Origin of the sequence: Bacillus sp. FJAT-50079, assembly GCF_018343515.1 — a bacterium.
Classification (GTDB): domain Bacteria; phylum Bacillota; class Bacilli; order Bacillales; family Bacillaceae_C; genus Lederbergia.
Genome location: NZ_JAGYPD010000001.1, coordinates 512,909 through 539,211, shown reverse-complemented (window position 1 = coordinate 539,211; position 26,303 = coordinate 512,909). Strand labels below are relative to the sequence as shown.

Sequence of the window (26,303 nt, the reverse complement as noted above, 5' to 3'; positions counted from 1 at the left end):
TTACACATGATTAAAACTGAACAAAACTTTTATACAGCAGTGGAAAATAGACGTTCTGTTTACGGAATTAGTAATGAGGTAGTCGTATCGGAAGAACGGGTTGAAGAAGTGGTTGCACATGCATTGAAGTACGCACCGTCTGCATTCAATTCACAAAGTGGCAGAGTTGTAATTTTGTTTGGAGAAAATCACGATAAGCTATGGAATATTACAGAAGCAGCTTTGAAAGAAATCGTCCCTGCTGAAAACTTCCAGCCGACAGCAGAAAAAATGGAAAGCTTCCGCAATGGTTTCGGGACGGTCTTGTTTTTCGAAGATCAATCGATTGTAAAAGGATTGCAAGAGCAATTCCCGTCATATGCAGATAAATTTCCAGAATATGCGTTGCAATCGTCTGGAATGCTACAATACATTATTTGGACTTCGTTGGAAGTAGAAGGATTTGGAGCTTCACTCCAACATTATCAGCCGATCATTGATGAAGCAGTGGAAAAGATTTGGAACATCCCTTCTGATTGGAAATTAATTGCCCAAATGCCATTCGGTAAGCCGATGGCTATACCAGCAGAAAAGCAAAAACAACCATTGGAAGAACGAATGAAAGTATTTAAGTAAATTGAAAAGCAACTGTCCAGATTTGGGCAGTTGTTTTTTACTGCCACCTTTAGAACATGAATGCTATACTAAAAGTAGAAGTTTTGAAAGGGGATGAGGTTTTATGGAAAAAAAATATATTGGTTATGCCGGTACATATACGCGTCAAAGCAGTGAAGGAATTTATTCATTCGTTCTTGATGCTGAAAATGGAAAGCTTGAAGATGTGAAAGTCGCCGCAAAAATCGGTAACCCTACATATGTAACGATTAGTGAAGATCGTGATTTTCTTTATTCAGTTGCCCAAGATGAGAAGTTAGGAGGAGTGGCCGCTTATCAGCTTAACGAAGCAACAGGTGAATTAACGTTCATCAACCAGCGATTACAAGAAGGAGCACCGCCGTGCCATGTGAGTATTCATCAAGGTGAGTTGCTTGCGGGAAATTACCATCTAGGAACGGTTAGCTTATATGCTGTGAATCAAGAGGGGGTTCAACCAGCTTCATCGAGTGTACAACATGAAGGGAATGGCCCGCATGAGCGTCAAGAAAAACCGCATGTTCACTTTACGGGTCATACTCCGGATGGCAACTATGTCGTCGTTGCTGATCTAGGAACGGATGAACTAGTTACGTATAAAGTAGTGGATAAGGGACTTGAGCATGCCAGCAAATTGAAGGTGCAAGCAGGCAGTGGTCCTCGTCACATCACTTTCCATCCAAATGGAAAAATTGCGTATCTTTTAACAGAGCTCAGTTCAGAAGTTGTTGTTCTTGATTATGATGCTTCAAATGGAAGCTTCACGGAAAAACAATACATTCGCGCTATTCCTGAAGATTTTACAGCAACGAATGATGCGAGTGCGATCCATATTTCAGCCGATGGGCGCTTCGTCTACACAGGGAATCGTGGACATAATAGCATTACTGTATTCCAGGTGGATTCTGACTCTGGAGAACTCTCTTTTGTTGAACATACACCATCAGGGGGAGAATGGCCGCGTGATTTCGTCCTAGATCCAACTGGTGCATTTTTAATCGCTTCAAACCAGAACACAGGCAATCTCGTTTTATTTGCAAGAGACCAGGAGACTGGTAAGCTAACGAAACTCGATTCCGAAGTTCAGATTCCTGAAGTTGTTTGTGTGAAGTTTTTATAAATATGATAGGGCTGACTCAAAAGAGTCATTAGAAAAGGATGGAAATAGATTAGAGCGAAAGGCGCGGGCCTTCTCAAAAATACTTCACAATACCTCCGTGCGATGCAAGGGTCAGTGAAGCTTATTCAATGTCCTACGGGAGTAAGGGGCAGGGGAGATCCTCGCAAGCGCCTGAGCGGAAATCAATATTCTAGCTAAAACAAAAAGGGCTATTCTTGAGTCAAACTTTTATTGACTTTTGAATAGCTTCTTCTTTTTTATGTTTCAGGTTATTATTAGTTTCCCCTTGATAACATATTTATGTCATTATGGTAAAACGAGCGTCATCCGATTGCCCTTCTCCCGTGAAAAGTCTTCCATAGGGTAAATCGAACCTCGTTCGATTGCCCCTTCCTGGTAAAAGATCTCCAATAGTGTAAATCGAACCTCGTTCGATTGCCCCTTCCTGGTAAAAGATCTCCAATAGTGTAAATCGAACCTCGTTCGATTGCCCCTTCCTGGTAAAAGATCTCCAATAGTGTAAATCGAACGCCATTCGATAGCCCCTTCCTGGTAAAAGATCTCCAATAGTGTAAATCGAACGCCATTCGATAGCCCTTCACTGGTAAAAGATCTCCAATGGGGTAAATCGAACGCCATTCGATAGCCCTTCACTGGTAAAACATCTCCAATAGGGTAAATCGAACCTCATTCGATAGCCCTTCACTGGTAAAACATCTCCAATGGGGTAAATCGAACCTCATTCGATAGCCCCTCACTGGTAAAAGATCTCCAATAGGGTAAATCGAACCTCATTCGATAGTCCTTTACTGATAAAACATCTCCAATAGGGTAAATCGAACCTCATTCGATAGCCCCTCACTGGTAAAAAATTTTCCATAAGGTCAATCGAACGGATGATGTTTACCAAAAGCCTACTTTACTACCTTTTAGACAGTCACCATCATTTAAAAATCTTCTATTTGCTTAAGTGCAATGTTTGTATTTGGTTCAAAGCCAACCGCATATTTTACATATCCAGGATTATCTTTATCAGCGGCTAGGTCAAACATATTTCCATTCAGGCTTACACGGCTATACGAATAGCCTTCATCATTTAATATTTTCTGAGCCGTTTTTGCTGCTGTCAATACATCTTCCTTCGTCAGTTCAGCTACATCCATTGTCATGTGGATGTAAAGTGGTTTTTCTATCTTTAAATCTTTATGCCAATTTGTCGCCTCATCATATGTTCCTTTTAACACTTCCAACTGGACAGAAAGGTTTGTAAGCTCAGGAATGGGCTCTTGCAGCAAGGTTGTAAGTTCTGCCGCTGCCTGCTCCTGCAATTTTTCAATAAGTGGCATATCAAGATTTGCATAGTAAATTCCATCATAGGTAACGGTTGGTTTGATCAATCCAGTCACTTCGAATTCGTAATTTTCTTCACTTCCGATTTGGACGACTTCATAGCTATATCCACTAATTTTAAAGTTATAAACATCTTTGCGAATATGATATTCGTGTTCAGGATAGTTCTCTGATAAATACCTTTTTACTGCCGACTTCGACATGTATTTTGTTAAAGGATTACCATTAAAGGATTGATATAAAAATATGATTGGAACAATCAAAATGATGAGCAAACCAATATACAACCATTTTTTCTTTTTCATTATAGTTAACCTCTTTCTCGTAATTTTAAAATGAGTAAACCAATGATACTGCCCGCGAATGCAAAGATGACATGGATGGCCGCAAGAAATAGCGATCCAATGATTGAGTTAAAATGAAATGCACTGATATCAATTAAAGACCAAATAAAGTTTGGTAAAAAGGCAATCGTAATGACGATCCAGAAGCTTTTATAAAATAAATACGTGATCGCGCCTAAAATGGCATATGACAAAATAAAGCCGAAGCTTTCGTTCAGAAGTGAGGTCTTGATTGCGAATAGAAAGGAAATACCAACAAAAATAATTTGATAAATAGATAGCCGCAATTTAATTTTTTCCATCATCTGATCATAGTTTACCGTTGATTGAATTTGTTCTGGATCGATTGGTTGTTTTGAAATTTGGGCGATCTCTCGACAGTGGTCGCATTTTTTAAAATGTTCATCCACCCATGAAACAGTTTCATCTTGAAGCAATCCTTCATGATAAAGAGGTAATAAATCTTCAACAATAGAACAATCTTTATTCATCTCTCACCCTCATTTCCTTTTGAAGTTTTAATTTGGCACGATGAAAGGTGACCCTCGTATAGTTTTCACTTTTATTGACAAGTTCACCGATTTCTTTAAATGACAATTCCCCATAAATACGCAAAGTGACAATTTCTTTTGATGCGACATCAAGCTTATAAAGCTGCTGAACGAAATGTGAGTCGGTTTCCTTCGAAAGGTAGATTTCTTCTGGTGAAGGAGGGGCGCTTTTCTCATCCTTCATCAGCGTGTTTTCTAAGTTACGTTTATACTTTTTTGAGCGATAATGCTTTTTTAATAGATTTTGAGCAATTGAAAAAATCCATGTTTGCAGTGATGATTTATGTGAAAAAGAGGGGAGGCTTTTCAAAGCTTCGTAAAATACATCATGAGTTAAATCTTCTGCAGTTGCGGAATCAAGTGTTTTTATATAGAAAAAAGCATATATTTTAGGATGAATTTGTTCATATAACTTTTCCAACTCGCTCATGCTGTCCCCTCCCTTCGTAATATTAGTACCTTGGAATTTCATTTCGTTACAAATGAATATATGTTAACCATATAATTATTTAGGTTGACATATAGTAGCTCCATCGATTATTCTCATATTATACTAAACGATTGAGGTGAAAAAATGAGCACGACAGCAGTGAGAACAAAAAATAGGCTAGGGACGCTCGATATGGTCTATGTGAGCATGTTCGCCACCTTAATGATGATCGGAGCAAATATTACATCATTTGTGCCGTTTATGGTTATTGGGGGAGTGCCAATTACATTACAGCCATTTTTTGCGGTACTCGCAGGGGCATTCTTAGGTAGCCGACTAGGTGCTGCGTCAATGGGACTATATGCATTTATTGGTTTGGTAGGTGCGCCGGTGTTTGCGAGATTTAACGGTGGGATCGGTCAGTTATTAAATCCAACGTTTGGATTCATTCTTTCTTTTATATTAACCGCATATATTACTGGGAAAATCATCGATAAAAATAAAAAGCTTTATGCTTATATCGTTGCTGCATTATTGGGAACGATCGTCAGTTATTTATTTGGGACAAACTGGATGTATGCAGCTTACAAGCTTTGGTTTACTGCTCCAGAGGCATTTTCATATAAGGTAGCATGGCTGTGGATGGCTGTTCCTTTTCCAAAGGATGTCATACTTGCAGTGCTTGCTGGAATTTTTGCCCACAGAATGCAAAAGATTGTAAAAAGGTCTAGGTGAAGAAAATGACATTTAACCAAATGGCTGATCATGTGCTTGCAGGTGGCGAATTGACGACTCAACAAGCTTTATCTGTGCTTGAGTGTCCGGATGAACAATTATTATTGCTTTTGCATGCGGCGTACAAGGTTCGCAAGGAATTTTTCGGAAATAAAGTGAAGCTGAATATGATTATTAATACAAAATCTGGGTTATGTCCTGAGAATTGTGGTTATTGTGCGCAATCGATTGTTTCTAAAGCGCCGATTGAGAAATATGCAATGATGAAAAAGGATGAAATTGTGGCAGGAGCCGCAAGAGCGGCAGAGCTAAATGCCGGGACATATTGCATCGTGGCGAGCGGACGCGGACCCGTTAACAGGGAATTGGATATTGTCGTTGAATCAGTGAAAGAAATTAAAAATAATTATAAAGACATGACGATATGTGCTTGCTTAGGCATTTTAAAGCCTGAGCAGGCAACAAGATTAAAAGATGCAGGTGTTGACCGTTATAATCATAATATCAACACTTCTGAAAATCATCATACGCAAATTACGACTTCGCACACATACGCTGATCGTGTAACGACTGTCGAGTATGTGAAGGAATCAGGCATTTCTCCATGCTCCGGGGTAATCATTGGAATGAGGGAAACAAAAGAAGATGTGATCAACATGGCCAAGAGCTTAAAAGCACTTGACGCTGATTCAATTCCGGTAAACTTTTTACATGCAGTGGATGGTACACCTCTTGAAGGAACGAATGATCTTAATCCTCGTTATTGTTTAAAAGTATTATGTCTTTTCCGATTTATAAACCCGACGAAGGAAATTCGGATTTCGGGAGGACGTGAAGTTAATTTACGCAGCTTACAGCCCCTCGGTTTATATCCGGCAAATTCCATTTTTATCGGTGATTATTTAACAACAGAAGGGCAGGAAAGTTTTTCCGATAGACAGATGTTAGAAGATTTGGGGTTTGTTGTCGACCTGAATCCGTTGAATCGGGAGAAGATAAAGGTATTTCCATAATAATTCCAGTTAATAAAACTGAAAAATGTTGCAATCTCGTTTGGCTCATGGTATAGTTTTTATACACTTAATAAAGTATTGAATCTTATAATTCATATGTTTCCCGGATTATATTTGATGAAAATACGGGAGGCATGTGAATTTTTGTTTTACATCGCTATTAAGTAACACTTTTTTGGAGGTTATTCATAATGAATACAGGTACAGTTAAATGGTTTAATGCAGAAAAAGGCTTTGGCTTCATCGAAGTTGAAGGTGGAGACGATGTATTCGTACATTTCTCAGCAATCGTTGGCGACGGCTTCAAATCACTTGATGAAGGTCAAAAAGTAAGCTTTGACATTACACAAGGCGACCGTGGCGACCAAGCAGCGAACGTTGTTAAATTATAATTAACGTTAAAAGCACTAAGAGGATTTTCCTCCTAGTGCTTTTTTGTATGGGTTAAAATGTTATAATTAATGTAAGTTTTCATGTTTTTAAAGAAAGGGTTTCGGTAAATGATTGACTATCTGCTTTTTGCGATCATTATATTACTTGCATCTATTTTACAAACAAGTACTGGTTTTGGATTTTCGATCATGGCTACTCCGTTCCTGCTTCTTATTTTTACAGCGCCTGATGCTATCCAAATCAATTTAATATTATCCCTCGTTATTTCAGCTGTTTTAATTGCAAAGGTTAAGAAAGACGTAGATTGGGGAATGTTTAAACGATTTACGATAGGCAGCATCATTGGCTTGCCGATTGGGTTGTGGATTTTTCTCACAATCAATTTGAATCATTTAAAAATGGTAGTCAGTATTCTAATCCTTTCATTGACGCTCTTATTGCTTCTTAATTTTCGAATTGGACAAACGCGGGAAAGGGATGTGGCAGTGGGGAGTTTTTCTGGAATACTAACGGCAAGTATCGGTATGCCAGGTCCGCCGTTGCTACTGTACTTTTCAGGAACAGATACGAAAAAGGAGAAGCTAAGAGGAACGACCCTTGCCTTTTATTTATTCATCTATTTTGTCAGCTTACTCATTCAAGTGATTTTTGTTGGAACATCAATTAAGGCATGGACTTTCAGTGCCCTTGCATTGCCGCTTGTTGTTATTGGTCTCTATATTGGACAACGGCTTTTCTTACATTTAAATCAATCTATCTTTCGCATCCTTACATATATTATTCTCATTTTTACAGGTATGTACTTACTATTTGATAAATAAAAAACGATTCTCTCCAACTTGGAAAGAATCGTTTTTTATTTTTCATATTATATAACACCTTGTGTAATCATCGCATCAGCTACTTTTGTAAAGCCTGCAATGTTTGCACCAGCTACTAAATTGCCGGACTGACCGTATTGCTCTGCGGCATTTACACTGTTTTTGTATATATCCTTCATAATTTGTTTTAACTTTTCGTCGACTTCTTCAAATGTCCATGCTACTCGTGAGCTGTTTTGTGCCATTTCAAGAGCTGATACGGCTACACCGCCCGCATTAACAGCCTTACCTGGCCCAAATAGAACGCCGTTTTCAAGGAAAACATCAATAGCTTCAAGAGTTGACGGCATGTTGGCACCTTCACCGATTGCTTTAACACGATTCGCTACTAAAATTTTAGCAGAATCTTCATCAATTTCATTTTGAGTTGCACATGGTAGAGCAATGTCACAAGGAATCGTCCAAATACCTTCGCTACCTTCGAAATACTCTGCATGTGGACGCTCTTTTACATATTGATCGATTCGGCATCTTTCAACTTCTTTTAAATGTTTTAACGTATCAAGGCAAATTCCCTCTTTATCGTAAATATACCCATTCGAGTCACTGCAAGCAACAACTTTGGCGCCAAATTCCTGTGCCTTTTGGATTGCATAAATCGATACATTTCCTGACCCTGACACAACAACTGTACTTCCGTCGAAGCTAAGTCCTTGATCTTTTAACATTTCTTCTACGAAATAAACTGTTCCAAAACCAGTTGCTTCTGTACGTCCTAAGCTACCACCATAGCCAATGCCTTTACCTGTAAATACGCCTGCGTCAAAATTACCGCGGAGGCGTTTATATTGACCAAACATATAGCCAATTTCACGTGCGCCAACACCAATGTCACCTGCTGGAACGTCAACATCCGAACCGATGTATTTGCTTAACTCCATCATGAAGCTTTGGACGAAACGCATGATTTCCATGTCTGATTTGCCCTTTGGATCAAAGTCAGCGCCGCCTTTACCACCGCCGATGGCCTGGCCTGTTAATGCGTTTTTGAAAATTTGTTCAAAGCCTAAAAATTTAATAATGCTCGCGTTGACGGAAGGATGGAATCGAATTCCGCCTTTATAAGGACCGATTGCACTATTATACTGAACACGGAAGCCACGATTTACTTGTACTTTCCCTTTATCGTCTACCCAAGGTACACGGAAAGAAATCAATCTTTCTGGCTCTACAATTCTTTCTAAAATGCTGTTCTGAATATAGTGTGGATTTTGTGCAAAAACCGGAATTAATGAATAGAAAATTTCCTTCACTGCTTGGAGAAATTCATGCTCATTTGCATTTCTCTCTTTTACAATGTTATATACTTCATTCACATAAGCATGTGCATCTTTTAATCTTTTATCTTTCATATCAATCACCATCGCCATATTTAACACTCCTTTTCCATCAAATCCTCAACGCTCTATACAAAAATTACCAACCGGACATAAATAACTTGTTATAAAATATTTTATCTTTTACAATTAATCTAAACAATATGGATGTTAGATAATATTCATGCCGCTATGAGATTGATCCAGAAAAGGGTGATATTTTGGAATTAAGACAAATTCAATATTTTATTGAAGTAGCAAAGCGCGAGCATATGACAGATGCAGCGGATGCATTACATGTAGCGCAATCTGCTGTTAGTCGGCAAATTGTCAATCTTGAAGCTGAGCTCGGTGTAAATTTATTTATTAGGGAAGGAAGAAATATCCGCTTAACCCCTATTGGTCGTATGTTTTTAGAAAAGATGGAACAAGCAATGGATGTAATCGAACAAGCGAGAAGAGAAATTAACCAATACCTCGACCCAGAGAAGGGTGTCGTAAGAATTGGCTTCCCGAGTAGCCTTGCCGCCCATATATTGCCAACGGTTATTTCGGCATTTAGGAAAAAGCATCCCGACGTTACATTTCAGCTTTACCAAGAATCGTATCGCAATTTAATTGATACTGTTATTAAAGGTGACATTGATATTGCTTTATTAGGTCCTGTACCAATGCAGGAACGGCGTGTGAAAAGCGAGATCCTTTTTATGGAAAATCTCTATGCTTTACTGTCTTCTAACCACCCGCTTGCGACAAAAAAATCCCTGCGATTGGATGATTTACGTGGTGACCCATTCATTCTTTCGCCAAAAGGATACATTTTACGAGATGTTGTTTGGGATGCATGTCGGCAACACGGATTTGAACCTGTTGTTTCATTTGAAGGGAAAGATATCGATGCGATCAAAGGGCTTGTTTCTGCCGGGCTTGGTGTAACATTGCTTCCTGAAATAACACTTGTCGATAGTTTACCCCGCGCAACTGTAAAAATCCCGATCCATGAACCGAATGTCACTCGCACTGTCGGGATGATCGTTCCAAAAGATCGGGAATTGCTGCCAACTGAACGGCTTTTTTATGAATTTTTAATTACCTTTTTCCGACAATTAACAGGCTATCAATAGGTTAACTGCCGGTAATATATAGCCCGAATTGCGCAATGATCGCACTGCCAATGTAAGTGCCAGCGAAAACAAAGATCGCGACAATGGCAATTTTCCAAGAAATTTTCCTTAGATCTACTAGGCGATCTGCTACGGATATTCCAGCATATGTTAGAATTGGCGTTGTGATTGAAAGGAAATCAACCGCACCAATCGCTTCTACAAATGAATCGGAGAGCAAGCAAAAAATTAAAGAAACGACCGATACCCATCCGAGAATTGGGAAGCTTTGAATGATTTTCACAGGGACTTTCTTCATGAGCTCGGAGATGAAAATCCCAATCATTGAAAAGATCCAAAGCAATGTTAAGCCGTACATCGTCATCCATGTAATCGGAGTAGATTCAGGGTTTTTAAATAATTTAATTTGTTGTGTGAACAAGATAAGTCCAATACTTAGCAATAAGACGAGGCTATATTTTACGTATTTATTTAATCCTTTTTCCATTACTTTTCACCTCGAACCATTAAGTTATACATAAAGCGTTGAAGTGGGACAGCTAAAAAGACCATTGTGAACGTCCCAAGAAAGCTCGTTAACAACTGACTTGCTGATGCATAGGCAAGGATCGTGCTTTCCAATTCAGGCATTCGGGCAACTAATGTTGAAGATGCAGCGGTCATCATGCTTGCCGAACCAACACCTGAAGCCATCGCTAATGCTTCAACGCGGAAGCCAACATCAAGAAGTAACGGTGCAAATACACTAAAGAATATCGCTCCAAACAATGTGCCGATAATATACAAGGAAAGTACGCCTCTTCCTTCGTCGGAATCAAGCGTATATTTTTCGGAAATATACGCCAGTTCACCTTCGCGCCCGATTCCGAGCGTTGCACCGATCGCTTCACGTTTTAATCCGATGATGATCGCCGCTGGAAGCCCAAGCAAGACGGTTCCTAAATTACCAAGTTCTTGGAAAATAAACACCCAACCAATTTCTAAAATTTCCTTAATATGTGGTGCGACGTTTGCTCCGTATCTTGCCATTAACGGCAGCATAATGAATAGTAAATATTTATTGGAAAAATTAATATTCGCTTTGCTAAACACCTTTTTCATTATCCCTTTTCGAAAAATCTGGAAGCTCAGAATCATTGTAATGAGAATGGCGAATACGAGCGGCAATAAACCGATATTCACTGCGCCAATCGTAATGAGCTGGAACCCAATTAATTCAGAAATGGTAATAATAATCAATGAAAAAATAAGTAAATAGAGAAAGTTTGCTTTCATCTTTCCGCTCCTTTTATCGGTGAAATCTATTCCATAATCGATTGAATCAATTGTTCGTATTCCTTATATGTTCGTTTATAAAGTTTCGAACGATCGATCCGCCCGTTCATTTGTTCAAATACTTCTGACAAAAATCGAGGGAATCCTTCATAAATAAAGGAAGGATCAATGTCTTTAAAATCATCCCCATGAATCGTTCCACTAAACCCACTATATCCAATTTGTATACATGGAATCATAAAGCTGAGGTCACCAATATCACCAGCAGCACTAATGGCATGTTCATTGCGGAACTTTGGAATTTCTTCATTTTGTTGAAAAGCTTCGATGACAAATTCATTTAAATAGCGATCTTGTACAAAAGGAAGATACCCCATTTGTGTTTGAGTCGTTACGTCCCCTTGCAGGGCAATCGCACTTCCAGTTGCAGCTGCATCCATCTTTTTCGCTGCTTCCTTCATATAATCAACGGTTTTCGTCCTTAAGTCCGAGCCAACAGTAATTTGATTTGGAATTACATTCGTTGACATGTCTGATTCCATCACAATTGGATTAATACGAACCATCTCATCATCTTTTAATTGCTGGCGTGAAAGTCCTAAGGCAACATTAAATAGTGTCGACATGCTGTAAGCATTCACTGAGGAGAAGGGATCAAAGCCCGCATGTGTGGCTTTTCCATGAAATGTGTATTTTTTATATAAAAACCCAGCTAAATCACAGTTCGTTTCGATTGTTCGTTCAGGAAATTCTCCTCCCATTGCATGGACACATACGCCGATGTCGATGTCATCAAAAATTCCGAGCTTCATTGCCTCGGGCTTACCACCAAAATAGGAAATTTTCTTTTCCTCGATTAATTGTTCGCGATAGGCTAGGTCCAAATATTCCTCAGCGGGAATAAAAATAAACACAAGATTAAAATCGAAATGTTTGTACGTAGCCGTTTTGTAATAATAATTGTAAAGCGCAAGTGCAATTGCTACTTGTGTATAATGCCCGCAATTATGGGCTGCACCTGTGTCCTTATCAGCCCGCCAATGTGTTGGAGCATATACAGCATCGAGCTCAGCGATAAAGGCAATCGTCAAATCTTTTCCGCTACCTAACGTCGTTTTTATCCCTGTCGTACTGAATTCCTCGAATTCGATCGTTGGGTTCACACTTTTCAGAAAATCAATCACTGTTTTTTTCGTCTTTCTCTCTTTATACCCAAGTTCCGGATGATTAAAGATCGATGTCCCGATTTCTTTAATTGCTTCAAATTGTTCTTGAAAAATCAATTTACTTCCTCCTTTCAGTAACATTCACAATTGAGTATAACAGAATTCGACAATTTCCATGAATTTTTAAAATAAAAAAAGAAGGAAAAGTCCTTCCTTAGTTTTTCACTTTTTTATTCCGACTCGCCAATAAAATCATCTCTGTTAAAATATCAATTCCGTGCAAAAGCGCTTCTTTGTCAAAGCTCATATTCGGATGATGAAGCCCTGGCTGCAAGTCACAACCTAATCCGATCATGGACGCTTTTAATGTTGGGTGTTTAATGGTGTAAAAATGAAAGTCGTCACCGCCTGGAGTAATCAGAGGAGGCATTGCATACTCTTTGCCGATCGCATGTTCAATCGCTTGTTTACAAATCATTTCAGCGATCGGATTCACTTCGGCAGCAGGAATGCCATAATCATTTGTAATAACAATCTTTGATTCAAATAGCTGTTCTGTTGATGTGAGTACATCATACACTTTTTCCTTAAGCAAATTCATATGCTTATTCGTTTGTGCACGTAAGTCAATTGCAAGCGAGGCTTGGCCCGGAATAATATTCGTGTTTTTCCCACCTGAATGAAACTTCGTTACTTTTACAGAATGTGGAACAGTTGGGTCTAAATGAATCGTATTTAACGCATTAACGATATGTGTCCCAATATTGATCGCGTTGCTCGTTAAATGAGGTCTTGCCCCATGAGCGTCATCGCCAAGAATTTCACATTCAATCGCATAGGTTGCACCATGGATAATCGCAGGCGTCGCATACCCATTTGGTGTTTCTTCTTTTGGGCGCAAATGTATGCCAAATAAATAATCAAGTTCATCAACAACTCCGTGATCAATTAATTTTAAAGCGCCGGTTCCAACTTCTTCTGCAGGCTGAAAAATAAAACGAACCGCAATTTGATTGTGAAGATCTGGCATTGCCGCAAGTTTCCATAATACACCAAGTACAATCGACATATGGGCATCATGTCCGCAAGAATGATTTGCTTGGAGTTTGCCATCGACCTCTTGCCATAGTGCATCCATATCCGCGCGTATTCCAATGACTGGAACGTCATCAGAAGCTTTTCCAAAATCGCCGATCACTCCGGTACAGTCTGAAAAAGTTTGCACGCGACAGCCACTCGCTTCGAGCTGCTTCTTTATAAACTCCGTTGTTTTTACTTCCTCCCAACTTAATTCGGGATGGGCATGGAGGTGTTCGAAGGTAGAGAACACTTTCTGTCTATGTGAATCTGCATCCATCAATAATCTTCCTTTCTCCCTTTTCAACATCACGTTCTTTTTGTTATTCTATCAGATATAAGCTGATTTATTTGTTATAATTTAATTATATGTTCATATTTCCGCATAGGAGAAGGGAAAACAACTATGAAATTAATTTATCAAGGTAAAACAAAAGATGTTTACTCATTGGCAGATGGAAATATTTTATTAAAGTTTAAAGATGATGTAACAGGCGAAGATGGTGTTTTTGATCCGGGCGCGAACCAAGTTGGTTTACAAATTGAAGGTGCTGGTCAAGCGGGTCTTCGTTTAACAAAGTATTTCTTTGAAATTTTACGGGATAAAGGGATTCCTACCCATTATATTGACGCAAATGTAGAAAATGCTGAAATGATTGTCAAACCCGCGACTATGTTTGGGAATGGACTAGAAGTAATTTGCCGTTATCGAGCAGTTGGAAGTTTCTTGCGCAGATATGGAATGTATGCAAAAGAAGGCCAAAGCTTAGATGGGTTCGTTGAAGTGACGCTTAAAGATGATGAGCGCAATGATCCGCCAATTAGCGCGGATGGTTTGGACATGCTTGGGATTTTAACGCTTAAAGAATATGAAGAAATGAAACAATTAACATTAACAGTTAGTGAAGTGGTCAAGATAGAGCTTGCGAAAAAAGGAATCGAACTTTACGATATTAAGCTTGAGTTTGGCCGAATCGGAGAAAAGGGCGAAGTGATGCTCATCGATGAAATTTCTGGCGGAAATATGAGAGCGTATAAAGACGGGGTTTATATTGAACCGCTTGAATTAGAGAAGCTCATCGTTTCTTAAATTATTTCAGGAGGGGTTTGTATGGATGTTTTTATGAAAAGAGCCGTTGAATTGGCTGTCAACAATGTCAAAGAAGGTGGACAGCCATTTGGCGCTGTACTTGTCAAAAATGGCGAGATTGTTGCTGAAGGTGTGAACGAGCTCCATCTGAAACATGATGTAAGTGGACATGCTGAGCTACTAGCCATTCGCAGGGCTCAGGAAAAACATGAGATAGATAACCTGCAAGGCTACACATTGTATGCAAGTGGAGAGCCATGTCCAATGTGTATGACGGCGATCTATTTTTCAGGAATTGAAAAAGTATATTATTGTGCAGCGGTTGAAGAGGCAAAAGCAGTCGGTCTTGGAAAATCTGCAATGATTTATGAAGAACTTGCATTGCCAAAAGAACAACGGAATGTAGAAATGATCCAAATGCCACTCGAAGATCCGATGGAAAATCCGATGGATATGTGGAAAGAATAGAATGTAAAGGTCAATGGTTGTTTCTATACGGACAATCATTGGCTTTTTTATTTTAAAAATATTTTGCGAAAATGTAGACAAAATAATGGTAAAATACGTCTATAATCATGAGCGACAAGAAAGGATCACAAAATGAACTCAGGTTCCTCCAAACAGATACGAAAAAAAATATTAAGTGGATTGCTCGTCATTTGTATTATTGCTTTCTTTATTCCAACTCCTTACTATCTTTTTCAGCCTGGATCCGTAGAGGAGCTACAATCAAAAGTAACCGTGGAAGACGGTGAAAAAACGGCGGCTGGTCATTTATATTTAACAACGGTTATGTCACTTAAGGCGAGTAATATTTATTATTTAACTTATGGACTCGTTGCACCCCATACAGACTTGCGTAAAGTAAAAGAAGTACGGGGTGATTTAACAGACGAGGAATACAGTAAAATGCTCGAGCATATGATGATTTCATCTCAGCAGAATGCACTTGCTGCGGGGCTTCAAGCGGCTGGCGAAGATGTAGAAATTATTCCAGCTGGGATTTTCGTTAGTAGTATACACGAATCGTCCGATGCGAAGGGGAGAATGAAAGTTGGAGATATCATTTGGCAGGTGGATGGGACACCTGTTAAAAAATCGGATGATTTTCTACACTATTTAGCAAATAAAGAGATAGGGGATACGGTGGAGCTTACGTTCACTAGGGATGGGATTGAACAGACTGAGAAAATCGAACTTATTTCATTAAAAAATGGAGTGAATAAAGCAGGAGTCGGCATCGTTCCAGAAGATCAAGTGAAACTTCATGCTTCAAGAAACGTAGAAATTAATGCAAAGGATATTGGCGGGCCTTCTGCTGGATTGATGTTTTCATTAGAAATTTATAATCAAGCAACGACAGGTGATTTAACAAAAGGGTATGAAATAGCGGGTACGGGTACGATTGATATGGATGGAAATGTTGGTCAAATTGGCGGGATCCGTGAGAAGATTACCGCTGTCCACAAGGCGGGGATCGATATTTTCTTCTGCCCAAAGGATATACACGCAAATGATTCTAACGAAAAAGATGTGCTTGATGAGGCACAAAAGCAAGGATACTCAGTAACGATCGTCCCAGTAAAAACATTGCAGGAAGCGATTGATTACTTACGTGACTTGCCGCCAAAAGAAACAACATAGAGGGGGAAATAAAAGATGAGACGAATGGGGAAAAAGCTTTTGCTTATTGTTTTCATGTTTGGGTTTCTATTTCAAGCAGTTGGACAAGCGGCAGCGGAAGATAGTATTGATGAAAAATTTGGCTTGCCAATTGTTGTGTATGGGGAAACATTGACGGATGAACAAAAAGATGAGGTGAGGAAATCCCTCAAAATAACAGATCCTGCAAATGTGGAGGAAATCATCGTTACAGCTCAAGATTTAGCACGATTAATTGATGGAAATCCGAATTCGCGAATGTTTTCTTCTGCGAAAATTACATTGAAGGAAAAGGGAAATGGTCTTGTCGTTAAAAGGGTTACTCCAGATAATATTACGGATGTAACGGAAGAAATGTATGCGAATGCTTTATTAACCGCAGGAATCGAAAATGCGAATGTGGAAGTGGCATCACCGGTAAAAGTAAGTGGTCATTCTGCGCTTGTCGGTATTTACAAAGCGTTTGAAAGCAAAGGGGAAACGCTCGATAAGGATCGAATGGAAGTAGCGAATGAAGAGCTCGACCTCGCTACAAAACTCGCCGAAAAAGAAGGGCTTGATAGTGAGAAGGTCGGAGAGCTATTAACCGAAATTAAAAAGATGATTGCCGAGCAAAATCCAGCAACAAGGGAAGATGTCGAACAAATTGTAAAAGAGCAATTGAGTAAGCTAAATATCGAATTAAGTGAAGCAGACCGCCAGCTGCTCATCGACCTATTTGACAAAATGCGTTCCCTTAATATTAATTTCGATAATGTGAAGCAGCAGCTTGAGGATATAACGAAGGATATTTCCAAGAAGTTAGAAAATGTCATCGGGAATGAAGGATTTTGGGATAAAGTAAAAAGTTTTTTTCAAAATTTAATTGATTCGATAGCCAATTTATTTAAGTAGTAAAAACAAGAAGCTAACTCGGGATATGGAGTTAGCTTCTTTTTACTTAACCGAAAATTAAAATAATAATGAAATAAACAACCATAGCAATTAAACCAACAGGAACACCGAAACGTGCCCATTCACGGCTTGTAATATTCAGCTTACCTGCTGCAATGATGTTCGGAATATTTCCTGGGATAAGCATACCACCACTAATTAGAAGACCGAGTAGGATCGCCTTAATTGTTGGTGCATCCATCCTTGGACTAATTTCGGCTGCGGCAAGTGTCGCGTTATCAAGTACCGCTGAAATCATATTAATCCAGTAAAGGATAAGCGGGCTAAGACCGAGTAAATATTGTTCAATGAAAGGCTCAAACCCTGCACCTAGAAGGGTTAGTGCCATTACAAAGAGATATACTTTAAGGGAACGAATAAGGATTTCCCCATAACTTTCTCCGTTCAGACTTGCGGACAATCCATCTGTATCTTGTTTTGGTTTAACCAAAATCGCAGCAAGTATACCGAAGGCCAAGACAGCAGGAATGACGTCAGGACCGATCAATCGCAATAAATAGAAAAAGTCCGCATTCAGCTTACTAACCGCAATCGTTGATAATGGTTCTCCAATCGGTGTAAGGGCAGCGCCGAGACCAATCGAAAAACATGCTAAAATAACAAGACGAATTTCCGATTGACGATCAAGTCGTAAAACACTAACAACAACAACGAGGACAATCGCAGCGATGATTGCTGTAATCACACTTGAAATCAGCCCTAAAATAATGACAACGAGTGCTAAAAATAACCGGAACGGCATTGCTTTGCTCATTCCGAGAATACCTTTTTCCAAAGGGACTTGAAGCCATTTAAATAACAAACCAGCGATAAGCACAGCTAAAGTAATATGTATAGGGTCAAGCAAGGATTTCATAAATAAAGGGCCATCCAGCACTTGGCTAATGATTGCAGCGGCGATTCCCATTATGAATAAAAATACTTCTAAATTGTGCTCTACAATCTTTACTGTAAATGGTAAGAATAAAACAAGTATTAAGATAATTGTTAATCCTAGTATCATATAGTGGTCTTCCCTTTTCTTTTTTTCTCAGTATAACATAAAATAGCTAACATTCAGCTAAAAAAGCACATAAGCCGTGTTAAGGATTTTGAATTATTTGCTTGACCCTGCCAACTTGTCCATCTTCGAGCCTCACCTTTATCCCATGCGGGTGAAATGCCGATTTCGTTAAAATGTCTTTTACTACACCTCTTGTTGTTTTTCCGGTTCTTTGGTCTTGTTTCAATACAATATCTACCGTCAATCCAGCGGTGATTTTTTCTCTATTTTGTCCATTCATTCTGTGAATCAGTCCGATCTTTTTTTCTTCAGTATAAAGCAACCTCATATTAAATGGAATCCATTGCATATACTTTAAAAGCTTTTTAAAAAAGGAGAGAGCATTGTTGTATGCGATTAAAGACATTTCAGATCATCCGAAGGAGATTCATAGGAAACTCAATCAATTATCGAATACAAACAAATTTGTTATTGTAGCCACTTTGAGTGGTCTATCCGCTATTTTTCAAGCAGCAGGGGGATTATTGCCGGGAGTTGGCTTCTTTATTAGTCCGCTGGCAACTGCTCCAATCATTTTGTGTTCGATTGTATCTTTCCGATATGGTTTTATTTCATATCTGCTTTCGATTTTGTTGTTGCTTATTTTGCAGCCTGCTGAATTAATTATTTTCCCGTTTACAACTGGATTATTAGGAATTGGGCTCGGTGCAGCTTTTTTAAAGTATAAGAAAAGATTAAGTATCGTTATAAGTGGATGCTTAGTCTTAGTGATGGGCATCAGTACTGTTCTTTATGTGTTTAAATTTCCTCTTCTCGGTCCTGCTGCATCTACATCTTTCACTACTCTAACTGCATTGGGAATCATTCTATTCTCTACCTTATATAGTTGGATATGGGTAGAGATTAGTTCCGCCTGTTTTAAAAGGATAAAAGTGATTATATTCCAATAACCTTCCAAATGACACCAGAATGCTGGTACACAGGACTAGTACCACGTCTGTCACACTCAAACCACAATCGGCAATATTACATATCCTGTGTTTGGCCAAATACGACATTAAGCGGACAATCTAAGCCACCACATTGCTGATGCCGCAATCTTTGTTTTATTAATCGGTGTCATTCATTCTTAACGGCAGTTCAATTAAAACTAATTCTTTTTGAGATTGTAACTCGGCATACATTATTTCTTCGAATTTATCGAGCGTTTCTGCCCTTACTCCTTTGATCCCGAAGCTTTCTGCTAAACGAACGAAATCTGGATTTCCAAATGTGACCCCATCGCTATGACCGAATTTCTTGTTCATCATTTGCTCCTCAAGTTTCAATACATCGTCACGGATAACGATCATGATAAAAGAGAGACCGAGACGTTTTGCTGTTTCTAGCTCCGCGATGTTCATCAAAGCTCCGCCATCCCCGGTGATTCCAATAATTGGATCATTTCGGTTTGCCATTCTTGCCCCCATTGCCCAAGGGACTGCAACACCCATGGATGCAAAGCCATTGGAGATAAGAACATTACCCGGGAGTTTCGGTTGATATGTGCGAGCGATCGCAAGTTTATGGGCGCCTACATCGGAAATAAGAATAGTTTCGTCCGAAGATATCTTTTCAACAATGTGCAAAATATGCTCAGTGTTTAACGGTAAATGGCTGACTTCTTTATCTTCAGGGAAAATATGATATGTCTGCATAATTTTCGTTTTCAAATTTCCAGAAGGAAGCCACTCTTTTGAGAGAATTCCTTGTTTATTTAACAATTCTAGGCTATTGCCTACATGACCGATTAACTCTCCTTGGATAGGATAGTATTCATCAACTTCTGCTACTAATGAACTAATATGTAAAACAGGAATTTTCCCTTTGTTCCAATTCTTTGGAAGTGATTCAACAAAATCAAGCCCAATCACGATGAGAAGATCTGCTTCCCCCATTCCTGATACGACCATGTCATTTTCTTCGAATCCAAACGTATAAAAGTTGTATGGATCATCTTTTTCAACTATTCCCTTTGCCATAAAAGAATGAACAACAGGGGCTTGTAAACGTTGGATGAAATCTAACAATGGTAGAACAGCGTTTTGTCTAACCACTTCATTTCCAATGACGATGAATGGTTTTATTGATTGATGTATTAAGGAAATGGCTGCTTGAATCGATCGTTGACACGGATCACTTTTTGCCTGAGAAGTAACGGGTATCACTTTGGCTGTGGTCGTTTTCATCGCTATATTTTCAGGTAGCTCAATTAATACAGGACCTGGCTTTTCCTGTATAGCAATCTGAAAACTTTTTCGAACGATCTCAGGGATCGTTGTGGCATCTTTTATTTGTACCGACCACTTTGTCACTGGCTCACTCATTTTTATTAAATTAAGAAGCTGATGTGAGCGTTTATACTGGCGGTCGAGTCCAGCCTGTCCAGTAATGGCGATTACTGGGGATAGGTCGAGCAAAGCACTACCTAAGCCAGTTAAAAGATTAGTCGTACCAGGCCCAAGTGTGGCGGTGCATACGCCAGGTTTCCCAGTTAATTTCCCATACGTACCGGCCATAAAAGCAGCAGCTTGTTCATGTCTTACAGGAACAAATTGAATTTGGGCGGAACGGGAAATCGATTCAACGAAATCTAAGGTTTCTTTCCCGACAATCCCAAAAATGTATTCCACACCTTCATTTTCTAAACATTGAACGAGCACATCTGTCGCTTTCATATAAACCTCCGATGAACATTTTAGGCTAGTGTATGGTAATAAGCAGTTTTTATTCAATTGGACATGAACAAAAATATTTGTCGTATTTCCTAGGAAATAATCGATTAATGGAGGCGTTGTTATGAATCAGGTAAAACCACTCAGGAGTGGAAATAAAATTGGCATTACCGCACCAGCTGGGCCAGTAAGTAAAGAAAGGCTTGATCAAGCTGTTCATGCTGTTAAAAAACTTGGGTTTGAAGTGGAGCTAGGCTTGACTTGCTTTGAAAATATTGGTGGCTATTTAGCTGGAACAGCGAGGATGAGAGCTCAAGAAATCAATTCAATGTTTGCAAATCCAAGTATTTCAGCGATCTTTTGCTTGCGTGGCGGTTATGGGACGTTACAATTATTGCCGCTACTTAACTATAATTTAATTCGTAAAAACCCAAAATGGTTTGTCGGATATAGCGATATTACGACTCTTCATATTGTTCTTCAGCAAATTTGTCATCTCATAACGATTCACGGGCCGATGCCTGCATCTGATCTTATAACGGCAGATGATTTCACAATTAAATCGCTTATGACTCTGTTGCAAAATGATCCTGCCTACACTATGGCCAATCCTTCTGATGAAGAAATAAAGTGTTTAGTTCCTGGTTATGTAGAAGGGAAGTTAACGGGAGGAAACTTAAGTGTCATAACAAGTACACTTGGTACCCCATTTGAAATTGATACAAAAGAGAAAATTTTATTTCTGGAGGAAGTTTCAGAACCGCTGTATAAAATCGATCGTATGCTAACACAGCTTGCATTGGCTGGAAAATTTTCAGATGCTGCTGGAATTGTACTTGGTACGTGGAACCATTGTCAGGCTGGGGATGATTCCCTTGGGCTTACGGTCGAGCAACTAATTGAACAAATGATTGTTCCGTTTGGCAAGCCGACGATCTTAAATATAAGAGCAGGGCATTGTATGCCGATGATTTCCCTTCCATTTGGAGCAACGGTCTATATTGATGCCAGTGAGAGAAAGTGTAGACTTAATCAACGACTATGACACGCTTTCCTCATTTTTTTATCACATTCGTAACCTACTATAATTAAATTTGACGCTTGGGACAATTGAACTAAAGAAAACGTTTTTTTTGCCGATAATAGACATAGATACCAATTTTAGAGAATTGTTGCTTGTGGATGAAGAGGAAGGGGAGTAAAGATGAAGAGTCTTAAGGCTAAAATTTTACGTGGCTTTTTGATTTTAAACGCATTAGTACTCGTTATGGGAGCCGTTTCTTTTGTTTCTAACAAATTGTCGAATAATCAAACGGAAAAAGTGATCGAAGAAGAATTGCCATTATTAATGATTTATCAAGAAATTCATTTGAATATTTCGGAAATGACTTCATTAGCCCGCGGATATATATTATATGGGCAAAATGGTTATTTAAATTCATTTAATTTTTATGCGGAGGAAAGTCGGAGGCTGGAATCCGAGTTACTAAGTCTCTCAAATACAGAACAAACAGAGGAAGCAATTAGTAAAATACACGCATGGGAAGATATGATTAAGGAACAAGTTTTTGATACATATAATGAAGGAAACCGTGATCTAGCGCGAATGAACTTTCGGACAAATGTCGAAATAGTTGGACAACAGCTTATGACCACATTTAAGCAATTATCTGATGATCATGCAAAAAATATTAAAGATAACGGCGAAAAGGTGATAGAAGCTGGCATACAAGCGACGACCTTAAATTTAATTCTGACAAGCGCAACCATTTTACTTGGGTTGATCATTGCTTTTTATATGGCAAACTCATTATCACGTCCAATTGTTAGAGTAGCAAATCGGATGAAACTGATTGCGGATGGAGATTTGACCCATGAAGATTTAAAAACACGTTCGAAAGACGAGGTTGGAGTACTCATTCATTCGGTAAATGAAATGAATCGGCAAATTCGTGCAATGGCGGTTGACATCGGTACTGTTTCTGAAACGGTTAAAAGTCGCAGTGCGGAATTAAGTCAATCTGCGTTCGAAGTAAACTCCGGAAGTCAGCAAGTGGCGATAACGATGGAAGAACTAGCAAATGCTTCGGAAACCCAGGCACAATCTGCTTCCGATTTAGTTGAGTCCATGGGAAGATTAGCCGCAAACATTCATGATGCGAATGAGCAAGGGCACTTAGCCAATGCAGTAACAGATGAAGTACTTAATCTGACAACTAAAGGCAATGAAGCGATGGTAGAATCGATTTCTGTTATGAAGGTTATCGATGAAAATGTGAAAGATGCCGTTAGAAAAGTAAGCAGTCTTGATGAACATTCAAAACAGATCTCGCATTTAATTAAAGTCATTTCAGAAATCGCGGAACAAACTAATTTGCTTGCGTTAAATGCGGCAATTGAAGCGGCGCGGGCAGGAGAGCATGGAAAAGGATTTGCGGTTGTCGCAGGAGAAGTGAAAAAACTAGCTGAACAAGTGGCGAATTCTATTTCGGATATTACAGGGATTGTATCGACGATTCAAAGGGAAACGAAGGACGTTGTTGGCTCCTTGCAGGATAGTTTTCAGCAAGTTGAAATAGGAACGAAACAAATTGAATCGACAGGTCATGCCTTTGAATCGATTAGTCATTCGGTTCAAGAAGTAGTCCAACAAATTCAAAAGATTACAGCTGACCTACGAGAAATTGATGGTAGTGCTGATACGATGAATGCTGCCATTTCAAATATTGCGGCAATCACGGAAGAAGCTTCAGCAGGGATTGAAGAAACAGCTGCATCTACCGAACAATCGACAAGCTCAATGCAAGAAATTGCAGCAAACGCCGAATCGCTTTCAGCAGTTGCCCTTAATTTAAATCAATTAATTCAAAAATTTAAAGTAAACTAAAAGGTGCCGACTCGGCACCTTTTAGTTTTTGGGAATTTGTTTCACATATTTTTTTGCCCTCTGATTATTCATTATTTTCTTGGCAATGGGTAAAATAATAGGAGCTGCTTTTATAGCAAAGCGAATGATTTTTGATGCTCTTCGCATTTATATCATCCTTTCTTTGGGTAGTATATAATAGGGTACCCTTTCTTTCAGAAAGAAAAACAATACATGTTAATTCCCATTTGACTAGTTGGATTTATTAGCTTATAGTATACAAGTTGAGATCAGCAACTTAATAGAAAGGGGAATGGTTTTGAATACAATTTTTATTATCATCAACATTGCTGTCCTACTTTTACTCATTTATGGTTTATTTTATATGCAAAAAAAGTTTGTTTCCTTTTCAAAACGAGTGTTTACGGCACTTGGACTAGGGATTTTGCTTGGTCTCGCCATGCACTTTATATATGGAAACGATTCGGAGATTACGACCGGGTCGATCGAATGGTTTAACATTGTCGGAAATGGCTATGTATCATTATTAAGAATGATTGTCATGCCACTTGTGTTTATCTCTATCGTTTCTGCTTTTACGAAATTGAAACTGACCAATAACCTTGGCAAAATAAGCGGCCTTGTCATTGGCATATTAATTGGTACTACCGCGATATCAGCTGGCATCGGGATCGCCACTGCCATCGGTTTTCAGCTTGAGGGAATTGAATTGGTAGAAGGAGAAGCCGAAGTAGCTCGTACAGCAATCGTTGAACAAAGAGCGGCAGATGTAGAAAGTTTAACGATTCCACAGCAAATCGTTAGTTTATTTCCGCAAAATCCATTTATGGAATTAACCGGAGCACGTCCAACATCTACAATTGCTGTTGTCATTTTTGCTGCGATTATTGGTATTGCTTATCTAGGTGTAAGAAGAAAAGAGCCGGATCATGCTGAGTTTTTCGCAAAGATAATTGAGACGATATATACAATTGTGATGCGCATTGTGACGTTGATTTTACGACTAACGCCATATGGTGTACTTGCATTAATGGCGAAAGTAACAGCAACGAGTGACTATTCGGCGATTGCCAAGTTAGGAAAGTTTGTTGTTGCATCTTACGTAGCATTAATCGCTATGTTTATCGTACACCTTCTATTACTCGCTTTAGCAAAACAAAACCCAATTACGTATATAAAAAAGGCACTTCCAACTCTTACATTTGCCTTTACTTCAAGATCAAGTGCTGGGGCATTGCCATTGAATATTAATACACAACATAAAGATCTTGGGGTTTCGGAAGGGATTGCGAACTTCGCGGGTTCATTCGGTCTGTCAATCGGTCAAAATGGCTGTGCGGGCATTTATCCGGCAATGTTGGCGGTAATGGTTGCCCCGACGGTTGGTATTAATCCACTTGATCCAGGATTTATTGCGACTTTAATTATTATCGTTGCCATTAGTTCATTTGGTGTAGCTGGCGTTGGTGGTGGAGCAACATTTGCCGCATTGCTAGTTTTATCAGCGATGAACTTACCAATTGCGATCGTTGCCTTATTAATTTCAGTTGAGCCATTGATTGATATGGGAAGAACGGCATTAAACGTAAGCGGCAGTATGACAGCAGGAGTTTTAACTGGAAAGATGACAGGGGAACTTGACGAATCCGTTTATAACAAACAAGTAGAAAGTCCAAGCGGTCCTTAATAAAGGACCGCTTTTTTGAGGCTAAATTAAAGTACATGAAGGAGTTTCTAATTAATTAGATGCTTTTTTTTCAATCCAAGCGGCATTTATAAGTCCGCCAGTAAGCAGCACGGCAGCCGAGAGATAAAACCAGATCATAAGCACAATGATACTCCCAAGCTGTCCATATAATAGAGAGTAATCTGCTAAGGAAACATAATAAGAAAATCCAACGGAAACGAATTGCCAGCACGTTACAGAAAATAAAGCACCAGGAAGAACAGAACGAAATTTTAATTTTGTGCTTGGAACGTATTTGTACATTAAAATAAATAACAGCAGTAAATAGGCAGAGCCAATCGTCCATTTAACGATTACGAGTGATTGATAGAACTGGTTCGAAATAGATAGCTGTTCTGCAAGAAGAACTTGACTTATTTTTTCGCCGATTGGGAAAAGTAGAGAGATCGCTAATGTGATCATAAGAATTGCGGTCAATAGTAGGTCCTTTAAAAACGCCTTTAAAAATGTTTCTTTTCTAATAATGTTATAAGCATCATTCATCGCCCGCACAAATGCCTGTACAGCCATAGAAGCGATCCAGAAAGTCGCAAGCAAGCTAAAGGATGCTAGCTTCGTTCGTTGCTGATCAAGGATGCTAATTAAATTGTTTTCTATGAGTCGGTAGCTTCCTTTAGGCACAAATGGCTCAATGACAGCTAAAACATCGATCGAATAGATTGGGAAGTAGCTTAAAAGCGAAACGACAAAAATGAGGAAAGGAAAAATGGCCAGCATAAAAAAATAAGCCATTTGGGCAGATTGATCATGAAATCGGTCAATAAAAAATCGTTTCAATACAGATGAAAAGATGCCCATTTAAATCCTCCCTCTTCATTTAAAATAAATCATACTTATT

The 26,303-nt window shown here is 39.0% G+C and carries 28 protein-coding genes; 15 read left to right on the top strand and 13 right to left on the bottom strand.

Annotated elements, in window-relative coordinates:
• Positions 1 to 6 precede the first annotated feature (6 nt).
• Positions 7 to 615, top strand: coding sequence for a nitroreductase family protein (locus KHA95_RS02515; protein WP_213135874.1), 609 nt, complete (start codon positions 7 to 9; stop codon positions 613 to 615).
• Positions 616 to 718: 103 nt separating this feature from the next.
• Positions 719 to 1,753 (top strand): lactonase family protein, encoded by a 1,035-nt coding sequence (locus KHA95_RS02510; RefSeq protein ID WP_213135873.1) that lies wholly within the window; start codon positions 719 to 721, stop codon positions 1,751 to 1,753.
• Between the two features lie 947 nt (positions 1,754 to 2,700).
• Here KHA95_RS02510 and KHA95_RS02505 read toward each other — a convergent pair.
• From KHA95_RS02505 to KHA95_RS02495, 3 genes are read right to left on the bottom strand one after another with little or no spacing between them, the layout of a single operon-like run.
• On the bottom strand, positions 2,701 to 3,408 hold the full coding sequence (locus tag KHA95_RS02505; RefSeq protein ID WP_213135872.1) for a YfjL-like protein: 708 nt from the start codon (positions 3,406 to 3,408) through the stop codon (positions 2,701 to 2,703).
• A gap of 5 nt (positions 3,409 to 3,413) precedes the next feature.
• On the bottom strand, positions 3,414 to 3,938 hold the full coding sequence (locus tag KHA95_RS02500; protein ID WP_213135871.1) for a zf-HC2 domain-containing protein: 525 nt from the start codon (positions 3,936 to 3,938) through the stop codon (positions 3,414 to 3,416).
• Positions 3,931 to 4,428: an RNA polymerase sigma factor gene (locus KHA95_RS02495; protein WP_213135870.1), complete on the bottom strand. Its 498-nt coding sequence runs from the start codon at positions 4,426 to 4,428 to the stop codon at positions 3,931 to 3,933. The genes KHA95_RS02500 and KHA95_RS02495 overlap by 8 nt, the downstream gene beginning before the upstream one ends.
• 144 nt (positions 4,429 to 4,572) lie before the next feature.
• On the opposite strand from KHA95_RS02495, the gene KHA95_RS02490 reads away from it, so the two are divergent.
• From KHA95_RS02490 to KHA95_RS02475, 4 genes are all read left to right on the top strand, one after another.
• Entirely contained in the window at positions 4,573 to 5,163 is a 591-nt protein-coding gene (locus KHA95_RS02490; protein ID WP_213135869.1) for a biotin transporter BioY, read from the top strand.
• 5 nt (positions 5,164 to 5,168) lie between these two features.
• Positions 5,169 to 6,176: a biotin synthase BioB gene (gene bioB, locus KHA95_RS02485; RefSeq protein WP_213135868.1), complete on the top strand. Its 1,008-nt coding sequence runs from the start codon at positions 5,169 to 5,171 to the stop codon at positions 6,174 to 6,176.
• A gap of 191 nt (positions 6,177 to 6,367) precedes the next feature.
• A complete protein-coding gene (locus tag KHA95_RS02480; protein WP_213135867.1) occupies positions 6,368 to 6,568 on the top strand; it encodes a cold-shock protein in 201 nt (66 codons plus the stop codon).
• A gap of 108 nt (positions 6,569 to 6,676) precedes the next feature.
• Positions 6,677 to 7,390 (top strand): sulfite exporter TauE/SafE family protein, encoded by a 714-nt coding sequence (locus KHA95_RS02475; RefSeq protein WP_249316457.1) that lies wholly within the window; start codon positions 6,677 to 6,679, stop codon positions 7,388 to 7,390.
• A 47-nt stretch (positions 7,391 to 7,437) separates the two neighbouring features.
• Here KHA95_RS02475 and gdhA read toward each other — a convergent pair whose 3' ends face one another.
• Positions 7,438 to 8,820: an NADP-specific glutamate dehydrogenase gene (gene gdhA, locus KHA95_RS02470; RefSeq protein ID WP_481748397.1), complete on the bottom strand. Its 1,383-nt coding sequence runs from the start codon at positions 8,818 to 8,820 to the stop codon at positions 7,438 to 7,440.
• A 167-nt stretch (positions 8,821 to 8,987) separates the two neighbouring features.
• Here gdhA and gltC point away from each other — a divergent pair, with 167 nt between their 5' ends.
• Complete coding sequence (gene gltC, locus KHA95_RS02465; protein WP_213135866.1) at positions 8,988 to 9,890, top strand: glutamate biosynthesis transcriptional regulator GltC; 903 nt, start codon at positions 8,988 to 8,990, stop codon at positions 9,888 to 9,890.
• A 1-nt stretch (position 9,891) separates the two neighbouring features.
• Here gltC and KHA95_RS02460 read toward each other — a convergent pair whose 3' ends face one another.
• From KHA95_RS02460 to KHA95_RS02445, 4 genes are all read right to left on the bottom strand, one after another.
• Positions 9,892 to 10,377, bottom strand: a complete 486-nt coding sequence (locus KHA95_RS02460) for a hypothetical protein (RefSeq protein WP_213135865.1) — start codon at positions 10,375 to 10,377, stop codon at positions 9,892 to 9,894.
• Positions 10,377 to 11,165 (bottom strand): DUF3100 domain-containing protein, encoded by a 789-nt coding sequence (locus KHA95_RS02455; protein WP_213135864.1) that lies wholly within the window; start codon positions 11,163 to 11,165, stop codon positions 10,377 to 10,379. The genes KHA95_RS02460 and KHA95_RS02455 overlap by 1 nt, the downstream gene beginning before the upstream one ends.
• Before the next feature lie 26 nt (positions 11,166 to 11,191).
• Positions 11,192 to 12,448 (bottom strand): M20/M25/M40 family metallo-hydrolase, encoded by a 1,257-nt coding sequence (locus KHA95_RS02450; protein WP_213135863.1) that lies wholly within the window; start codon positions 12,446 to 12,448, stop codon positions 11,192 to 11,194.
• A gap of 97 nt (positions 12,449 to 12,545) precedes the next feature.
• Positions 12,546 to 13,688: a M20 peptidase aminoacylase family protein gene (locus tag KHA95_RS02445; protein WP_213135862.1), complete on the bottom strand. Its 1,143-nt coding sequence runs from the start codon at positions 13,686 to 13,688 to the stop codon at positions 12,546 to 12,548.
• A gap of 126 nt (positions 13,689 to 13,814) precedes the next feature.
• On the opposite strand from KHA95_RS02445, the gene KHA95_RS02440 reads away from it, so the two are divergent.
• From KHA95_RS02440 to KHA95_RS02425, 4 genes are all read left to right on the top strand, one after another.
• A complete protein-coding gene (locus KHA95_RS02440) occupies positions 13,815 to 14,498 on the top strand; it encodes a phosphoribosylaminoimidazolesuccinocarboxamide synthase (protein WP_213135861.1) in 684 nt (227 codons plus the stop codon).
• 21 nt (positions 14,499 to 14,519) lie between these two features.
• Complete coding sequence (locus KHA95_RS02435; RefSeq protein WP_213135860.1) at positions 14,520 to 14,966, top strand: nucleoside deaminase; 447 nt, start codon at positions 14,520 to 14,522, stop codon at positions 14,964 to 14,966.
• A gap of 132 nt (positions 14,967 to 15,098) precedes the next feature.
• Positions 15,099 to 16,142 carry a SepM family pheromone-processing serine protease gene (locus tag KHA95_RS02430; RefSeq protein ID WP_213135859.1) on the top strand — a complete coding sequence of 348 codons (1,044 nt, stop codon included), beginning with the start codon at positions 15,099 to 15,101 and terminating at the stop codon, positions 16,140 to 16,142.
• A gap of 15 nt (positions 16,143 to 16,157) precedes the next feature.
• On the top strand, positions 16,158 to 17,054 hold the full coding sequence (locus KHA95_RS02425) for a DUF1002 domain-containing protein (RefSeq protein ID WP_213135858.1): 897 nt from the start codon (positions 16,158 to 16,160) through the stop codon (positions 17,052 to 17,054).
• Between the two features lie 46 nt (positions 17,055 to 17,100).
• On the opposite strand, the gene KHA95_RS02420 is transcribed toward KHA95_RS02425, so the two are convergent.
• Both KHA95_RS02420 and KHA95_RS02415 read right to left on the bottom strand, forming a co-directional pair.
• The gene (locus tag KHA95_RS02420; RefSeq protein ID WP_213135857.1) at positions 17,101 to 18,117 is read right to left on the bottom strand and encodes a DUF1646 family protein; all 1,017 of its coding nucleotides are present in this window, start codon (positions 18,115 to 18,117) and stop codon (positions 17,101 to 17,103) included.
• Between the two features lie 79 nt (positions 18,118 to 18,196).
• Positions 18,197 to 18,397 (bottom strand): YwbE family protein, encoded by a 201-nt coding sequence (locus KHA95_RS02415; RefSeq protein ID WP_213136145.1) that lies wholly within the window; start codon positions 18,395 to 18,397, stop codon positions 18,197 to 18,199.
• A gap of 106 nt (positions 18,398 to 18,503) precedes the next feature.
• Between KHA95_RS02415 and KHA95_RS02410 the strand changes: the two genes are divergently transcribed.
• Positions 18,504 to 19,067: a hypothetical protein gene (locus KHA95_RS02410; protein WP_213135856.1), complete on the top strand. Its 564-nt coding sequence runs from the start codon at positions 18,504 to 18,506 to the stop codon at positions 19,065 to 19,067.
• A 159-nt stretch (positions 19,068 to 19,226) separates the two neighbouring features.
• On the opposite strand, the gene KHA95_RS02405 is transcribed toward KHA95_RS02410, so the two are convergent.
• Positions 19,227 to 20,834, bottom strand: a complete 1,608-nt coding sequence (locus tag KHA95_RS02405; protein ID WP_213135855.1) for an acetolactate synthase large subunit — start codon at positions 20,832 to 20,834, stop codon at positions 19,227 to 19,229.
• 121 nt (positions 20,835 to 20,955) lie between these two features.
• On the opposite strand from KHA95_RS02405, the gene KHA95_RS02400 reads away from it, so the two are divergent.
• Both KHA95_RS02400 and KHA95_RS02395 read left to right on the top strand, forming a co-directional pair.
• Positions 20,956 to 21,876: a S66 peptidase family protein gene (locus tag KHA95_RS02400; protein WP_213135854.1), complete on the top strand. Its 921-nt coding sequence runs from the start codon at positions 20,956 to 20,958 to the stop codon at positions 21,874 to 21,876.
• Positions 21,877 to 22,035: 159 nt separating this feature from the next.
• Positions 22,036 to 23,718, top strand: a complete 1,683-nt coding sequence (locus tag KHA95_RS02395) for a methyl-accepting chemotaxis protein (protein WP_213135853.1) — start codon at positions 22,036 to 22,038, stop codon at positions 23,716 to 23,718.
• Positions 23,719 to 23,739: 21 nt separating this feature from the next.
• Here the strand turns inward: KHA95_RS02395 and KHA95_RS23075 are convergent, their stop codons facing one another.
• Positions 23,740 to 23,865, bottom strand: coding sequence for a hypothetical protein (locus KHA95_RS23075; RefSeq protein WP_283248111.1), 126 nt, complete (start codon positions 23,863 to 23,865; stop codon positions 23,740 to 23,742).
• A 151-nt stretch (positions 23,866 to 24,016) separates the two neighbouring features.
• Between KHA95_RS23075 and KHA95_RS02390 the strand changes: the two genes are divergently transcribed.
• Complete coding sequence (locus KHA95_RS02390; protein ID WP_213135852.1) at positions 24,017 to 25,405, top strand: L-cystine transporter; 1,389 nt, start codon at positions 24,017 to 24,019, stop codon at positions 25,403 to 25,405.
• A 51-nt stretch (positions 25,406 to 25,456) separates the two neighbouring features.
• Here the strand turns inward: KHA95_RS02390 and KHA95_RS02385 are convergent, their stop codons facing one another.
• Positions 25,457 to 26,263 carry a YihY/virulence factor BrkB family protein gene (locus KHA95_RS02385; protein ID WP_213135851.1) on the bottom strand — a complete coding sequence of 269 codons (807 nt, stop codon included), beginning with the start codon at positions 26,261 to 26,263 and terminating at the stop codon, positions 25,457 to 25,459.
• Positions 26,264 to 26,303: the final 40 nt, after the last annotated feature.